This window comes from Amycolatopsis umgeniensis (assembly GCF_014205155.1).
Taxonomy (GTDB): Bacteria; Actinomycetota; Actinomycetes; order Mycobacteriales; family Pseudonocardiaceae; genus Amycolatopsis; species Amycolatopsis umgeniensis.
In genome coordinates this window covers 4,410,166-4,425,045 of the sequence record NZ_JACHMX010000001.1, presented here as the reverse complement: position 1 = coordinate 4,425,045, position 14,880 = coordinate 4,410,166, and the positions used below count along the sequence as shown (strand labels likewise).

Sequence of the window (14,880 nt, the reverse complement as noted above, 5' to 3'; positions counted from 1 at the left end):
CTGGAGTGGCTTGACGTGGATGAGCACGGAGGATCGATGAACCAGGCGAGCGAAGCGCCCAGCGGCGCCGACGCGGCCCCTCAGCACCGCTACACCGCGGAGCTGGCGGGCCAGATCGAGCAGCGCTGGCAGGACTACTGGTCCGACCACGGCACCTACCACGCGCCGAACCCGGTCGGCCCGCTCGCGGACGACAGCGGCGAAGTCCCCTCGGACAAGCTGTTCGTCCAGGACATGTTCCCGTACCCGTCGGGCGCCGGCCTGCACGTCGGGCACCCACTGGGCTTCATCGCGACCGACGTCTTCGCGCGGTACCACCGCATGATCGGCCGCAACGTGCTGCACACGATGGGCTTCGACGCGTTCGGCCTGCCCGCCGAGCAGTACGCGGTCCAGACGGGGCAGCACCCGCGCAAGACCACCGAAGAGAACATGCAGACCTACCTGCGCCAGATCCGGCGCCTGGGCCTGGGCCACGACGAGCGTCGCCGGATTTCGACGATCGACCCGGACTACTACAAGTGGACCCAGTGGATCTTCCTGCAGATCTTCAACTCCTGGTACGACGAGAAGGCGGGCAAGGCCCGTCCGATCGTCGAGCTGGAAACCGAGTACGCGCAGGACAAGCGCAGTACGCCGGACGGCCGCAACTGGTGTGAGCTGACCCGCGCCGAGCAGCTGAAGATCATCGACACGCACCGCCTGGTCTATCTGTCCGAGGCCCCGGTGAACTGGTGCCCGGGGCTGGGCACGGTGCTGTCGAACGAGGAGGTCACCTCCGACGGCCGCAGCGAGCGCGGCAACTTCCCGGTGTTCCGGCGCAATCTGCGCCAGTGGATGATGCGCATCACCGCCTACGCCGATCGCCTGGTCGACGACCTGGACCTGCTGGACTGGCCGGAGAAGGTCAAATCCATGCAGCGGCACTGGATCGGCCGTTCGCACGGCGCGCGCGTCTCGTTCGTGTCCGGTGAGCAGAAGATCGAGGTCTTCACCACCCGTCCGGACACCCTGTTCGGCGCCACGTATCTGGTGGTCGCTCCCGAGCACCCGCTGGTCGACGAGCTGACCGCCGCCACGTGGCCGGAAGGCGTCGATGCCCGCTGGACCGGCGAGGCCGCCACCCCGGCCGAAGCCATCGCCGCCTACCGTGCCGCCGCGGCGCGGAAGTCCGAATTGGACCGTCAGGAGAACAAGGAGAAGACCGGCGTCTTCACCGGCTCCTACGCGGTGAATCCCGCCGACGGCAAGGAGATCCCGGTCTTCGTCGCCGACTACGTCCTGATGGGCTACGGCACCGGCGCGATCATGGCCGTGCCTGGCCAGGACACCCGCGACTGGGAGTTCGCCGAGAAGTTCGGCCTGGAGATCATCCGCACCGTCCAGCCGACGGAAGGCTTCGACGGCAAGGCGTTCACCGGCGACGGCCCCGCGATCAATTCCGGCTTCTTGGATGGAATGGCCGTCGACGAGGCCAAGAAGACGACCATCGGCTGGCTGGAAGAGAACGGCCACGGCCGCGGCACCGTCCAGTACAAGCTGCGCGACTGGCTGTTCTCGCGTCAGCGTTACTGGGGCGAACCCTTCCCGGTCGTCTACGACGAGGACGGTCAGATCCACGCGCTGCCGGACAGCATGCTGCCGGTCGAGCTGCCCGAGGTCGCCGACTACTCGCCGGTGACCTTCGATCCGGAGGACAAGGACAGCACGCCGTCCTCGCCGCTGGCCCGCGCCACCGAGTGGGTCGAGGTCGAGCTGGACCTGGGCGAGGGCAAGAAGACCTATCGCCGCGACATCAACACGATGCCGAACTGGGCGGGTTCCTGCTGGTACCAGCTGCGATACCTGGACCCGACCAACCCGGACGCGTTCGTCGCGCCCGAGAACGAGGAGTACTGGGTCGGCCCGCGTCCCGCCGAGCACGGCGTCGACGACCCGGGGGGAACCGATCTGTACGTCGGCGGTGTCGAGCACGCGGTACTGCACCTGCTGTATTCGCGGTTCTGGCACAAGGTTCTGTTCGATCTGGGCCACGTGTCGTCGAAGGAGCCGTACCGGAAGCTGTTCAACCAGGGCTACGTCCAGGCCTACGCCTACACCGATTCCCGCGGCGTCTACGTCCAGGCCGACAAGGTCGAGGAACGCGACGGCAAGTTCTTCTTCGGGGACGAAGAGGTCAAGCAGGAATACGGCAAGATGGGCAAGAGCCTGAAGAACGTCGTCACGCCTGATCAGATGGCCGCCGATTACGGCGCCGACACCTTCCGCTTCTACGAGATGTCGATGGGCCCGCTGGACGTCTCGCGGCCGTGGGCGACCAAGGACGTCGTCGGCGCGCAGCGCTTCCTGCAGCGCCTGTGGCGTCTGGTCGTCGACGAGGAGTCCGGCGAGCTGCGTGTGTCCACAGTGGACGCGACGGACGCCGATCGCAAGCAGCTGCACAAGGCGATCGCCGGTGTCCGCGAGGACTACGCGGAACTGCGGTTCAACACGGCCGGCGCGAAGCTGATCGAGCTGAACAACCACGTCACCAAGACCTACGGTTCGGCCGAAGCCACGCCGCGGGAATTGGTGGAGCCGCTGGTGCTGATGCTGGCGCCGCTGGCCCCGCACCTGACCGAGGAGCTGTGGAAGCGCCTGGGCCACGCGGATTCCTTGGTGCACGGGCCCTTCCCGGTCGTCGACGAGAAGTACCTGGTCGAAAACACCGTGGAGTACCCGATCCAGGTCAACGGCAAGGTGCGCTCGCGTGTCACCGTGCCCGCCGACGCGGACAAGGACGCCGTGCAGGCGGCCGCGCTGGCCGACGAGAAGGTCGCCGCCCTGGTCGGCGACGGCACCCCGCGCAAGGTGATCGTCGTGCCGGGACGTTTGGTCAACATCGTGCTGTAGCCAGGTGACCGAAAGGCGCCAGCGTCGAGGGTCATGAGGCGATTCGATGGAGTTGTTCAAGGACAACGAAATCGAACGGAGAACACCGCATGACCCTCGACGGCAAGGTGGCTTTGGTGACCGGCGGCAGCCGCGGGATCGGTGCCGCCACGGCGATCCGGCTCGCCGAGGACGGCGCCGACGTCGCACTCACCTATCAGAACAACGCCGAACTCGCGGCCGGTGTCGTGGACAAGATCAAGGCGCTCGGCCGCCGTGCGCTGGCGATCCTGGCCGACAGCGCCGACGCGGCGGCGGTGGCGGCCGCCGTCGAGACGACGGTCGCCGAGTTCGGCAGGCTCGACGTGCTGGTCAACAACGCGGGCGTCGGCTTCGTCGGCCCGCTCGACCAGACGAGCCTGGACGACATCGACCGCGTGCTCGCGATCAACGTCCGCGGTGTCTACGTGGCCACGCAGGCCGCTGCCCGGCACCTCGGCGACGGCGGTCGCGTGATCACCATCGGCAGCTGTGTCTCGGACCGGGTGCCCGGGCCCGGGATGTCGCTGTACGCGGTGAGCAAGACCGCGCTGCTGGGCCTGACCAAGGGCCTCGCCAGGGAACTGGGGCCGCGCGGGATCACCGTGAACATCGTCCACCCCGGCCCCACCGACACCGACATGAACCCGGCCGACGGCCCGTACGCCGCCGACCAGCGGAGCCTGACGGTGTTCGACCGCTACGGCTCGCCCTCGGAGGTCGCCGCCTCCGTGTCGTTCCTGGCACGGGCCGAAAGCAAGTACGTGACCGCCACGACCGTTTCGGTCGACGGCGGGCACGCGGCCTAGTCGTTCGACAGGCCGATCTCGCGCGCGAGATCGGCCAGCATCGCGTCGAAGAGGACGTCCGGTTTCGAGAACGGGATCGGATAGTTGCCGAAGACCTCGAGCGTGACGTGCCCGTAGAGCCGGGCCCAGAACTGGATCATCAGGTACGTCACGCCGAGGTCGAGCTTCTCGAGCGGGAACTCCGCACCGGACTCCTTGAGCACGGCCAGAAGTTCCGCCTGGAACGACGTGAGATCGTCGCGCAGCTCGGCGGGGACCACGTCGTTCGACGGCGTCACCAGATCGTGCATCGCGAGCACCCGGCCCGCCGCGGCGAGGAAGATCCGCCCGAAGGGCTCGTCCAACCTGTTCCCCGCGTCCGCCGACGGCGAAGCGAAGACCAGCGTGAACTCCTTGGTGTGCGCGAGCGCCCAGCGCCGGAAACCCTTGCAGATGGCGAAAAGCTGAAGAGCGCCCTCGTCCGGCAGCTGCGCGATGTCCTCGGCGAGCCCGGCCGCGAGATCCGCGACGACGTCCGCGCGGAGATGCTCGACCAGATCGTCACGTGAGCCGTAGTAGCGGTACAACGCCGGCGCCGTGATGCCGAGCTCGCGTGCGATCGCCCGCAGCGTCACGGCCTCCGGGCCCTGTTCGACCAGGAGCGCCCGCGCCGTCCGGCGGATGTCCTGATCGGTCGCAGCCCGCTCGCGACCCCTGCGGCTGGGGTTGTTCATCCGGGCATTCTAGGTGGTCAGTGCCCCATTACCGGGGATGAGCCCAGAAGGCGAGCCTGGAGTTTGGTGAGTGGCCGGAGCGCCAGGAAAATCGGAACGGCCATCCCGACCGCGACGAAGAAGTGCACGATCCACGCCCCCACCAGCGTCGGCCCGCCCCACGTGCCCTCGGGATCGCTCCCGGACCAGAAGAGACCGTAGGTCGCGATGCGGCCGACGAGATAGAAGAGCAGCAAAGCGAGCAGGAACGCGACCGCGCTCGGACCGAAGGCCGCCACGAACCGCGGCCGTGCCCCACCCGCCTCCCCGAGCCAGCGCCGCGCGAGCCCGCGCTGGACCTTCGCGCCACCGAGGTAACCGGGAAGAGCGAGAAGCGCGTAGATCGCGCGTTTCCAGTCCGAAATCGTCATGTTCGGCACGCTATGAGGCACTGACCTGCGGGAACACCGGGCTGGCCGCCGTGTCCGGTAGGGGAAACCGGGGGTCGCTGTGGTGATCCACACGACCGGGGCGTGGATGCGCGCGAAACGTTCCCCGATGTCAGACGGGTATGCCACACTCGGTCGCCGAATGGCTACGACGTGAACAGGGGAGGTTCGCGTGTCGAACCCTGAGCAGCTCTTCGCTGATTTCGAGGCCAAGTTGGCCGACGCCCAGCGAAAGGCGAATCAGATGCGCACCGAGATCGAAAGCGTCTCGGTGTCGGAACGCAGCAAGGACGGCCAGATCTCGGTCAAGGTCAACCACGCGGGGAACCTGGTGGGCCTGGAAATCGGCCCGTCGGTGCGGGACAACCCCGCGCTCGCGCAGGAGATCCTCCGCGTCGTCCAAAGCGCGCAGAGCAAACTCGCGGGCGCCATGCAGACCGGCGTTCCGTCCATCGCGGGCAGCGAGACCATGAACGAGCTGGTCAACCAGTTGCACAACGAGTACCCGGAACCCGAGCCGACGGGCTACGTCGAGGGTGGGCACCAGGCTGCGGACGAGGACGACCGCTTCGTCGCCGAAGACGAACTCGACGTCCCTCCGCCTGCACCCAAGCCTCCCGCTCCGCCCGCGCCGCCGCGTGCCGCGCGCAGGCAGCAGACGGATCAGGAGGACGACTACTTCACCGGCGGCGACTTCCTGCGCTGAGCGGGTACTCGAGGGAGGGGAAAAATGGGGCAGCCACAAGGCGGTGAAGACTTCAGGGTCGATCCCGCCGAACTCGCCACACACCGCAACACGATCGACTACTTGGGACAACGAGTAGCGATGACAGGATCCGCCGCGGACGCGGCCATGGGTGATGAAGCGTTCGGCCTGGTCGGAATCCCGCTCGCCGCGATCTGCGCCTCTGTTCAGAGCCTGGCGCGGAGCGCGATCGAGTCGGCTGTCGAGGCCTCGGCCGATCACGCCGATCGCGTGCATACCTGGCAGCAGAGGAAACAAATGCAGGAGGACGAGTTCAAGAGCCTCTTCAAGGTGGAGGACTGACCGATGGCAGAAGCACCCGTCGCGGCTCCAGGCCCGAACCCGCTGATCAAGACAGACGCCGCGCAGGATGAGAGTTCGCTCGAAGGCGCGGGAATCCTCCAAGACTTCTGGGACACCGGTGCCAAGATCGCGAGTGGCGACTGGGCGGAAGGGCTGGCGAATCTCGCCAATGGGGCGATGGGCCTGGCCGACTTCGTCGCCGATCCCCTCGGGACTCTGGCGGCGTCGGCGTTCGGTTGGATCATCGAGCACGTCCCGTTCCTCCGCGAGCCGCTCGATTGGCTCGTCGGCGATCAGGTCGCCCTGGACAACATGATCGGGACCTGGGAGAACATCGGCAAAGAACTCGAGTCCGTCAGCGAAGACCTGGGCAAAGCCGTTGATCGCGAAAGCGCGAATTGGACTGGTCAAGCCGCGGACGCCTATCGGGCCTTCGCCAAAAATCGTGCCGATCTGTACGCGGGCATCGCCTCGGGTGCGAATTCCATCGGGACGCTGGTCAGCGTCTGCAAAATGATCCTCGCGGTCGTGAGAACCATCGTCCGCGACTTGATCGCGGAGTGTCTCGGCAAGCTCGTGAGCATCGCGATGCGTTACCCCGGGCCGGCGATGCCTGCCGGTATCGCGGCCGAGGGGATGCCGAAGGCCATCAGCTACGCGAACAGGTGCGTCGGTTGGATCAAGAAGCTGACCAAGGCGTTCGACAGGGCGAAGGGCCTTTTCAAACGTCTCACCGATGGCTTCGACAAGATCAAGGACGCCCTGACGCCGAAAGCGCTGAAGAAGTTCACCGGTGGCGGAAAGAAAGCGGTCGATTCCGCCGGGGAGAGCAAGACCTTTGCTGCCAAAGTCGCAAAGGCACGAGACGACCTCCCTGAGTCCCGTAAGCACATCTTTGCGCTTGAAGACACCGCGAAGAACAAGAGCCTCTCCGAGAATCTGTCTCAGGTGAAGGACAACGTGGTCGAAAGGGTCAAGGACGAGTACGGAAAGGACTTCCGAGAAAACCTGACCAAGGAGAAGCGGAAGTTCTACGGGAAGATGGCCGACGGAGTGCTCGGCGGCTCTGACGAAGAGCCTCCGAGTCAAAAGGCCCAGTCTCCCGCAGGGTTCGTAGGGCCCTATAGCGCTGGCGGAGCTCCGCAGAGCGCCTCGGAGCCCGTTGATGGGAAGTCGGTCGCAGAGGGTGCGGAGGATGAGTCGCCGATCTTCGACCAGCCTGGCAGAAACCGAATCTCCGGCTCGTTGTGATCTTTGGAAACCGGAAGGAAAGCCAAGTGGCTGATGATCGATTGGTGATCTCACGGACACCAGGGGTCTTCGGTCATCTGGTGTTGGTCGTCCTCTTCGGCACGCTGACCGTTGTCATGGCGTTCGGGGTGCTCGGCGACTTCAAGCTGGCGGTGCGCATCGTCGCCGGGGTTCTGTGCGCCGTGTTCGTCTACTGCGGCACCATCGAGTTCCGTAACTATCGGACGCCGCCCCCCGCTGACGAGCTGGTCGTCGAAGTGAACGGCATCACCCGGATCGCCAATGGACTGGTCAGCTGGACCGCCTCGTGGGGTGACATCGAGAAGGCGTTCCTGAGTCTCAAGTTCCGCGAGTACACACATCGCAGACCAGGAACCGACCAGTTTCTCCTCGTTCTGCGACCAGGCCCGGATTTCGACGCTCGTTCGACAGGCCTCACTCGCGAGCCGGACGGTGACCTCCAGGTCTCAGACCTCGACCTCAGCCCGCGTGAGGCCGAGGAGTTGCTCCCCGTGCTCGTGCGCCAAGTCGAGGTCGAGATCGAGGACGACAACAGTGAAGTGGTCATAAGGCCTGACGAACCGATCGTCGACGCGGCGCGAGACGAGGAACTGGTCGTCGAGGACGACGTGGTGAAGATTCACGTCAATGGCTGGGACAAGCGGAAGCTGAAGGCGTTCAACCTCTGTTCCTTGATGATCGAGGTGTGCTGTCTCGTGGTCGCAGCCGCCACCGAAGTCACGGTCGTGCGGGTCGGCGCGTTCGTGATCCTCTTCGCCCTCTTCGTGGTGACGTTGGTGGTCGACGGGTTCGAGAGCGAGACGCACAAGAAGGAACGGAAGGCGGTGCTCGAACTCGGACCACGCGGGTTTTTCTTGCGGACCTATGGCTCTGTCGTAGGTGTTTGGTGGCACGAGATCGATGCCGTGCGATGGGGTGTCGACAACCAGCGCAGATATTTGGAGTTTCTTCCCGCATCGACGGCATTCCCGATCCGTCATCCGCACCTGAAGAGCCTGACCAGACGTGACCGGTACGACGAAGAGTCCGACATCCTTGATGGTGGTTGGTACCGGTTGGCGGAGCCGTTCACGGCCAACGCCCGGCGTGAGTTCGAGGTCGCCATGCGGACAGCGCGAGAAGTGGAGTTCCGGGAAACGGCCGTAGTGGGTTGAGGCGCCCGTCGAAACGGGGCGCCGCCGGCGCCGATCACTCGGGGGGCTACGTGATCGACGCCGGCGACCCGATGCCCTGCTCCCGTACTCAGTCGGGACCAGGGCAACGTCACCGCGTGGACGCGGCAACGCATCTCAAGAGCGGGCGTGATCGCCGAAGTGACGCCCGGGGGAAGGTTATCCCCCGAAAGAGTGACGGCGTTCCGCTGCTCGCCTGATTGTCGCACTACGCGCCGGGAAAGTTACAAAGTTCTTCACATCTTCGCCGGGAGAAGGGTCATGTCCGGACAACTCCCGGTCATGGCAAGGTTTCCTCCATGACTTCTCAGGTGCTGGTCATCGGGTCCGCCAACGCAGATCTCGTCGTGCCGGCCGACCGTCGGCCCGGTGGTGGCGAAACCGTACTCGGTGGCGACACGATCTTGTCGCCGGGTGGCAAAGGCGCCAACACGGCGGTCGCCGCGGCCCGGCTCGGGGCCGACGTCGCGCTGCTCGGAGCGGTCGGCGACGACCCGTATGGCGGGTTGCTCAAGCGATCGCTGGCCGATTCCGGGGTGGACACCGCTCCGTTGCGCACCAGCGAACGTCCTACTGGGATCGCCTACATCACGGTCACGCCGGATGGTGAGAACTCGATTCTCGTCTCGCCCGGCGCCAATTCCGGCCTGCGGCCCGAGGACGTCGATCTCGGCGGCGCCGAGATCGTGGTGCTGTCGCTGGAGATTCCACTCGAGACCGTCGAGCACGCCGTGGCGAAGGCGGCCGAGGCCGGAGTGCGGACGCTGCTGAACCTCTCACCGGCGGCCGAACTTTCCGCGAAGACGCTCCAGGGTCTCGACGTCCTGCTGGTCAATGAGCACGAGGCGGCGTTCCTTCTCGGTGGCGAGGCCGATTTCGCCGAACTGCTCGGCCTCGGTCCGAAGGCCGCTGTGGTGACGCTCGGCGCGAAGGGGGCGGCGGTGGTCACCGCGGACGGTGTGACGGAGGTGCCGTCGCCGAAGGTCGAGGCCGTCGACACCACGGGTGCGGGTGACGCTTTCGCGGGCGCGCTCGCCACTTCGCTCGCGAAGGGTGAAGAGCTGGCCGAGGCGGCGCGCTGGGCGGTGAAGGTGGCGGCGATCACCGTGACCCGCCAGGGTGCGCAGCCGTCCTATCCGACGGCATCCGAACTGGAATGATGTCTTCTTCTGTGTTGTGCTGTTGGCTATGAGACAGGTCACGCCCCCTATGAGATATGGTCTAGACCATGCCGTCTGAGTCACTGACCGGGGTCGCCGTCAGTCCCGGCCGCGCGAGCGGTCCTGTCGTCCGAGTCGCCGAACCCCTCGGCGAGCCCGCGAGCACACCGGCACCGGCCGATCCCGCCGCCGAGGCCGCCCGCATCGCCCCGGCCGCGCAGATCGTGGCGGCCCGGCTCGAGAAGCTGGCCGAGATCGCGACCGGCGAGGCTTCGACGATTCTCATCACCACCGCGGCGATGGCCGCCGACCCGGCGCTCGTCTCCTCGGCGGAGCAGCTGGTCAAGACTCAGAACCTGCCCGCCCCGCGTGCGGTCCACCAGGCGGCGGGGAAGTTCGCCGACGCTCTCGCGGCCGCGGGCGGTTACATGGCCGAGCGGGCCCGCGACGTCCTCGACGTGCGCGACAGGCTCGTCGCCGAACTGCTCGGCATCGCGCCTCCGGGCGTTCCCGACCTGGATTCACCGAGCGTCCTCGTCGCCCGAGACCTCGCGCCCGCCGACACCGCCGGGCTCGACCCGGACAAGGTGCTCGCGCTCGTCACCGAAGAGGGCGGCCCCACCAGCCACACCGCGATCCTCGCCCGCGCGCTCGGCATCCCGGCCGTCGTCGCGGTCCGCGGGATCCTCGCGCTCGACGCGCAAGCGCTTGCGGTGGACGGTGACACCGGTGTGGTCGAGCTCGCGGACCCGAACGCCGAGATCGTCACGGCCGCCAAGACCGGCGCTGTCGAGTGGGACGGCACCGGAGCGACCGCCGACGGCCATCGCGTGAAGGTGCTCGGCAACGTCGGATCCGCCACGGACGCCAAGGCCGCCGCCGACGCGGGGGCCGAAGGCGTCGGCCTCTTCCGCACCGAGTTCTGCTACCTCGACGCCTCAGCCGAGCCGAGTGTCGAAGAGCAGCGCAAGGCCTACACCGCCGTGCTCTCGCCGTTCCGCGGCAAACCGGTCATCGTCCGCACCCTCGACGCGGGCGCGGACAAGCCTCTCGCCTTCCTCGAGCCCGAAGCAGAGCCCAACCCGGCGCTCGGCGTACGAGGGCTTCGCGTCGCTTTCGACCGGCCCGAGATCCTCGATCGCCAGCTCGAGGCCATCGCGGGTGCCGCGCAGGATTCCGGCGCAGAGGTTTCGGTGATGGCGCCGATGGTCGCCACCGCCGCCGAGGCCGCTTGGTTCGCCGAGCGCGCCAGGGCCGCCGGAATCGCCCGCGCGGGTGTGATGATCGAGATCCCGGCCGCCGCGCTGACAGCCCGCGAGATCCTCGACGCGGTCGACTTCGTCTCCGTCGGCACCAACGACCTCGCGCAGTACACCTTCGCCGCGGATCGCCAGCTCGGCGCGGTCGCCAAGCTCAACGACCCGTGGCAGCCCGGGCTGCTGCGCCTGCTCAAGGTCATCGGCCAGGCCGCGAAGGACACCGGCAAGCCCGCCGGTGTCTGCGGTGAGGCCGCCGCGGACCCGAGGCTCGCGCTGGTCCTGGCCGGGCTCGGCCTGACCAGTCTCTCGATGAACGCGCCCGCCGTCCGTGCGGTGGGCGCGAGCCTGGCCGCCACGACGCTCGCCGAATGCGAGGCCTTCGCCGAGGCGGCGCTGGCCACGGCCGACCCCGTCGAGGCCCGCGCCGCGGCCGCCAAGCGATAGCAAAGGTCCCCTGCTTCGCCGGGATCCTCGCCGTCTCGATCGTCGGGGCGCTCGGGGCCGGTTTGCTGCCGGAAGCCGTCCTGCCCTGGCTCGGGCTGGTGCCGCTCCTGCTCGGCCTCAGGGCGGCGTGGCGCGCCTGGCGTGAGCGCGGCGAGGAAGACGAAGGGCCTGACGTCGGTCCTGGCGTTCTCGCCGTGGCAGGGGTGATTTTCGCCAACGGCGGCGACAACATCGGCGTCTACGTGCCCGTGTTCGCCAACACCGACACCGGCGGCCTGATCGTGTACGCGGCCGTGTTCCTCGCGGTCTGGTGCGCGGCGGGCCGCTACTTCGCGACCCGCCCGATCCCGATCGTCCTCGTCGCCATCGGTCTGCTCATTCTTCTGCGAGCTTGATGTCGAAATCCGGTCCGCCACTTCGACGCCTTGGTGAAAGACACCGAAGCGACGAGAGGACACCGACCATGACGACCACCGAGACCCCGACACGGGCAGGCCGCCGGGAATGGGTCGGGCTGGCCGTACTGGCCCTTCCCACCCTCCTCGTCTCGCTCGACGTGTTCGTGCTGGTCCTCGCGCTGCCGAAACTCAGCCAGAGCCTCGGCGCGGACAGCACCCAGCAGCTGTGGATCATGGACGTCTACGGCTTCATGATCGCCGGGTTCATGGTCACCATGGGCACCCTCGGCGACCGCATCGGCCGCCGGAAACTGCTGCTCATCGGCGCCACGGCGTTCGGCCTGGCCTCCGTGCTGGCGGCGTTCTCCACCAGCGCGCTGATGCTCATCGCGGCCCGCGCGATCCTCGGGATCGCCGGGGCGACGCTGGCGCCGTCGACGCTCGCCCTGATCAGCAACCTGTTCCTCGACACCCGTCAGCGCTCGCTCGCGATCGGCATCTGGGCCGGCTGCTTCACCGTCGGCGCGATCGTGGGCCCGATGGTCGGCGGCGTGCTGCTGGAGCACTTCTGGTGGGGTTCGGTGTTCCTGCTCGGGGTCCCCGCGATGGTCCTGCTGCTCATCGTCGGCCCGAAGCTTCTGCCCGAATACCGCGACGAGAACGCCGGCCGTCTCGACCTGGCGAGTGTCGCGCTTTCGCTGGTCACGATCCTGCCCGCGGTCTACGGCATCAAGGAACTCGCCCGCGAAGGCCTCCACCCGGTCCCGGCGGCCTCGCTCCTGATCGGTCTCGGCTTCGGCGCGGTGTTCGTGCGGCGCCAGCGAGTCCTCCAGGATCCGCTGATCGACCTGAAGCTGTTCCGCGGCCGCGCGTTCTCGACGGCGCTGGGCGGGATGTGCGCGTTCTCCATGCTGGGCGGGACGACCATGCTCTTCGTCGCGCAGTTCTTCCAGATCGTGCTGGAGCTCTCGCCGGTCGGCGCCGCGCTGGCGCTGCTGCCGGGCATGCTCTCGGCGACCGTCAGCTTCCTGGCCGCCCCGATTCTCGCTCGCCGCTTCCGCCCGGCCTCCCTCATCGCGACCGGACTGGCCGGGGCGATCGCCGGATTCCTGCTGTTGACCCAGGTCGAGGCCGGGGCCGGTCCGGTGCTCCCGTCGATCGCGTTCGCCGTCACCTGCCTGTGCGGCGGCCCGCTGGTCACCCTGGGCACGGATCTGGTCGTCGGCTCCGTGCCGCCGGAGAAGGCCGGTTCGGCGGCCTCGCTTTCGCAGACCGGCAACGAGTTCGGCTACGCGCTGGGCATCGCGACCGTCGGGACGCTGGGCAACGCCGTCACCCGCGCTCAGCTCGCCGACGCCGTCCCCGCGCACGACGCCTTCGCCGGCGGGATGCACGCGGTGGCCGGGCTGGCCGCGCTGGTGCTGGCCGGGATCACGTACTTCGTGCTGCGGCACCTCCGGCACGTGCGGCCGGTCGGTTCCTGAAACCTCAGCCGAAGAAGCCCCGCCGCGGGTACTTGATGATCAGCGACCCCCCGTGCACGCGTCCGGTGATGACGAACCGGGGCGTGCCGGGGCGGCCGTTCGACCGGGTCCGGTCGTCGAGGTTGCCGAACTTGATGTCGGAGATCGAGTTGGTGTCGACGGCGCCGTCTTCGGGGATGGTGATCTCCACCGGACCCCATTTGGCCTGCAGTTCGATATGCACCACCGGATACCGGATCTCCGCCTGGGAGAAGTCCAGTTTCGTGGCGCCGTACTTGTTCCGGATCACCATCGACTCCGGGACCAGCCAGTTCCCGTTGCGCTGCAACGCCGAGTACTTGCCGTTGAGCTCCATGACCTGCCCGGACGGCTGGGCGTAGGCGTGCTGACGCGGCGGCGCCCACGGGTTCTGCTGCTGACGCGGCACCATCCCCGCCTCGGGATGCACCAGGCCGGGCAGATCCGTGAGCACCGCGTTCAGCTCGCCGCGGGTCTTCGAGGCGAGGGCGCGGTCGGTCCGCTCGGTGAACTCGTCGAGGTTCAGCATCCCGAGACCGATCGCCTTCTGCAGTACTTCGACGACGTGTTCGCGTTCCGCGTCGGAGACCCGGATGTCCCGTCCGGTCAACGGCTTGGTTTCGGTCGTCGGCTGCTCTTCCTCGCCCATGCCTGGAATGGTAGAACCGGATCTCACGCGCGAGATCGGGGAAATACCCTGAACAGACCCGCATTTCTCCCCTGTGCCGCCCTGGTGGCGGCGGTCCTCCTGCTGGCCGGATGCACGGTGCAGGGACCCCCTCCGACCTTCCCGCCGGTGCCGACGACCCCGCCGCCGTCGAAACTCCAAGGCGAACCGGTGGACTACATCGGCTTTCGCCTGGTCATGACGACTTCGCCGCCTTCGATGCTCGATCCCGCCACAGGCGCTTTGACGCCCCTTCCCGGCGCTCCGGCCGGTGACCGGGTCAACGAAGTCCTCCGCGTCGGCAAGTTCCCGGTCGTGCTTTCGGCGGGACGCTGCGGGCCGTCGTGCCTGGAGCCGTCCGAGGTGCTCGTCTACGGGGATCCCAAGAACCAGCCGTGGAAGCTGGGCAAGGCCCGCAGTGTGGCCCCGTCGGCCGACGAGAGCGGCGTCTGGCTGATCCGCGACGACGGCAACGACCTCTGCCGCCTCCAATTCGTCTCCCTGCTCGGCGCCGAACGCGATCGCGGCCGTCCGGCGAGCTGCACGACGGCGGTGCGCCAAGAGGTGCCGAAGGGGCTGCTGATCACGGTGAACAGCGGGACGGCGACCGCCGAAGACGTGCTGATCGACCCCACCACCGGCCGCACCGTGCACCAGTTCCCGCGGGTACTGGCGATCACGAAGGACCGGATGCTGCTCGCCGAGCTGACCAGGTTCTCCGTACTCGACCTGCGCAACGATCAACGCACGCAGGTCGAACGGCCGGTGGCCAACGGCACGCCGGGCCCGGTGGTGCCGAGCCGAGATGGCTACAAGGTCGCCGTGATGTTCGGCGACCCCGCTTGGGCCGGGACGAGTACGCAGACCGCTGACGTCTGGGTGCTCGCCCTCGACACGCTGACCTGGACCCACGCGCCCTCGACGCCGATCGCGACCGCGATCAACCAGGTCGCGATCGAATGGACCGAGGACAACGAAGTGGTGATCGCCGCCGACGCCGTCGCGAGCTGGAGACTCGACCGGCCGTACTGGACGATCGTCAAGACCCCGTTGCCCGCCGAGCGGAACCGGTCGGTGGTGACGATCGCCCAGGGGTGA

14 protein-coding genes are annotated in these 14,880 nt (G+C 67.7%); 11 read left to right on the top strand and 3 right to left on the bottom strand.

All coding sequences use genetic code 11. The features are described 5' to 3' along the window. Positions 1–36 precede the first annotated feature (36 nt). On the top strand, positions 37–2,892 hold the full coding sequence (leuS, locus tag HDA45_RS20715; protein ID WP_184897792.1) for a leucine--tRNA ligase: 2,856 nt from the start codon (positions 37–39) through the stop codon (positions 2,890–2,892). Between the two features lie 89 nt (positions 2,893–2,981). Further along, positions 2,982–3,719 carry an SDR family oxidoreductase gene (locus HDA45_RS20710; protein WP_184897782.1) on the top strand — a complete coding sequence of 246 codons (738 nt, stop codon included), beginning with the start codon at positions 2,982–2,984 and terminating at the stop codon, positions 3,717–3,719. Here HDA45_RS20710 and HDA45_RS20705 read toward each other — a convergent pair. Next, positions 3,716–4,432, bottom strand: a complete 717-nt coding sequence (locus HDA45_RS20705) for a TetR/AcrR family transcriptional regulator (RefSeq protein WP_184897780.1) — start codon at positions 4,430–4,432, stop codon at positions 3,716–3,718. The genes HDA45_RS20710 and HDA45_RS20705 overlap by 4 nt on opposite strands. Positions 4,433–4,449: 17 nt before the next feature. After that, on the bottom strand, positions 4,450–4,842 hold the full coding sequence (locus tag HDA45_RS20700; protein ID WP_184897778.1) for a hypothetical protein: 393 nt from the start codon (positions 4,840–4,842) through the stop codon (positions 4,450–4,452). Positions 4,843–5,032: 190 nt separating this feature from the next. Between HDA45_RS20700 and HDA45_RS20695 the strand changes: the two genes are divergently transcribed. From HDA45_RS20695 to HDA45_RS20660, 8 genes are all read left to right on the top strand, one after another. Further along, positions 5,033–5,566, top strand: coding sequence for a YbaB/EbfC family nucleoid-associated protein (locus HDA45_RS20695; RefSeq protein ID WP_184897776.1), 534 nt, complete (start codon positions 5,033–5,035; stop codon positions 5,564–5,566). A 24-nt stretch (positions 5,567–5,590) separates the two neighbouring features. Further along, complete coding sequence (locus HDA45_RS20690; protein WP_184897774.1) at positions 5,591–5,908, top strand: hypothetical protein; 318 nt, start codon at positions 5,591–5,593, stop codon at positions 5,906–5,908. A gap of 3 nt (positions 5,909–5,911) precedes the next feature. Continuing rightward, on the top strand, positions 5,912–7,159 hold the full coding sequence (locus HDA45_RS20685; RefSeq protein ID WP_184897772.1) for a WXG100 family type VII secretion target: 1,248 nt from the start codon (positions 5,912–5,914) through the stop codon (positions 7,157–7,159). Between the two features lie 26 nt (positions 7,160–7,185). Then, positions 7,186–8,334, top strand: a complete 1,149-nt coding sequence (locus tag HDA45_RS20680; protein WP_343072117.1) for a hypothetical protein — start codon at positions 7,186–7,188, stop codon at positions 8,332–8,334. Positions 8,335–8,651: 317 nt separating this feature from the next. Then, the gene (locus HDA45_RS20675; protein WP_184897770.1) at positions 8,652–9,512 is read left to right on the top strand and encodes a ribokinase; all 861 of its coding nucleotides are present in this window, start codon (positions 8,652–8,654) and stop codon (positions 9,510–9,512) included. A gap of 68 nt (positions 9,513–9,580) precedes the next feature. After that, on the top strand, positions 9,581–11,215 hold the full coding sequence (gene ptsP / locus HDA45_RS20670; RefSeq protein ID WP_184897768.1) for a phosphoenolpyruvate--protein phosphotransferase: 1,635 nt from the start codon (positions 9,581–9,583) through the stop codon (positions 11,213–11,215). Then, positions 11,140–11,610, top strand: a complete 471-nt coding sequence (locus HDA45_RS20665) for a cadmium resistance transporter (RefSeq protein WP_184897766.1) — start codon at positions 11,140–11,142, stop codon at positions 11,608–11,610. Before ptsP ends, HDA45_RS20665 begins: the two co-directional genes overlap by 76 nt. Before the next feature lie 68 nt (positions 11,611–11,678). Beyond that, on the top strand, positions 11,679–13,097 hold the full coding sequence (locus HDA45_RS20660) for an MFS transporter (protein ID WP_184897764.1): 1,419 nt from the start codon (positions 11,679–11,681) through the stop codon (positions 13,095–13,097). A 4-nt stretch (positions 13,098–13,101) separates the two neighbouring features. Here the strand turns inward: HDA45_RS20660 and HDA45_RS20655 are convergent, their stop codons facing one another. Then, complete coding sequence (locus tag HDA45_RS20655) at positions 13,102–13,764, bottom strand: DUF1707 SHOCT-like domain-containing protein (RefSeq protein WP_184897762.1); 663 nt, start codon at positions 13,762–13,764, stop codon at positions 13,102–13,104. A 147-nt stretch (positions 13,765–13,911) separates the two neighbouring features. On the opposite strand from HDA45_RS20655, the gene HDA45_RS20650 reads away from it, so the two are divergent. After that, on the top strand, positions 13,912–14,880 hold the full coding sequence (locus tag HDA45_RS20650) for a hypothetical protein (RefSeq protein ID WP_343072116.1): 969 nt from the start codon (positions 13,912–13,914) through the stop codon (positions 14,878–14,880).

Bases quoted from the DNA above. Each gene is read 5' to 3' on its own strand.
- leuS (WP_184897792.1), top strand. From the start codon at position 37: ATGAACCAGGCGAGCGAAGCGCCCAGCGGCGCCGACGCGGCCCCTCAG.
- HDA45_RS20710 (WP_184897782.1), top strand. From the start codon at position 2,982: ATGACCCTCGACGGCAAGGTGGCTTTGGTGACCGGCGGCAGCCGCGGG.
- HDA45_RS20705 (WP_184897780.1), bottom strand. From the start codon at position 4,432: ATGAACAACCCCAGCCGCAGGGGTCGCGAGCGGGCTGCGACCGATCAG.
- HDA45_RS20700 (WP_184897778.1), bottom strand. From the start codon at position 4,842: ATGACGATTTCGGACTGGAAACGCGCGATCTACGCGCTTCTCGCTCTT.
- HDA45_RS20690 (WP_184897774.1), top strand. From the start codon at position 5,591: ATGGGGCAGCCACAAGGCGGTGAAGACTTCAGGGTCGATCCCGCCGAA.
- HDA45_RS20685 (WP_184897772.1), top strand. From the start codon at position 5,912: ATGGCAGAAGCACCCGTCGCGGCTCCAGGCCCGAACCCGCTGATCAAG.
- HDA45_RS20675 (WP_184897770.1), top strand. From the start codon at position 8,652: ATGACTTCTCAGGTGCTGGTCATCGGGTCCGCCAACGCAGATCTCGTC.
- ptsP (WP_184897768.1), top strand. From the start codon at position 9,581: ATGCCGTCTGAGTCACTGACCGGGGTCGCCGTCAGTCCCGGCCGCGCG.
- HDA45_RS20665 (WP_184897766.1), top strand. From the start codon at position 11,140: ATGCGAGGCCTTCGCCGAGGCGGCGCTGGCCACGGCCGACCCCGTCGA.
- HDA45_RS20660 (WP_184897764.1), top strand. From the start codon at position 11,679: ATGACGACCACCGAGACCCCGACACGGGCAGGCCGCCGGGAATGGGTC.
- HDA45_RS20655 (WP_184897762.1), bottom strand. From the start codon at position 13,764: ATGGGCGAGGAAGAGCAGCCGACGACCGAAACCAAGCCGTTGACCGGA.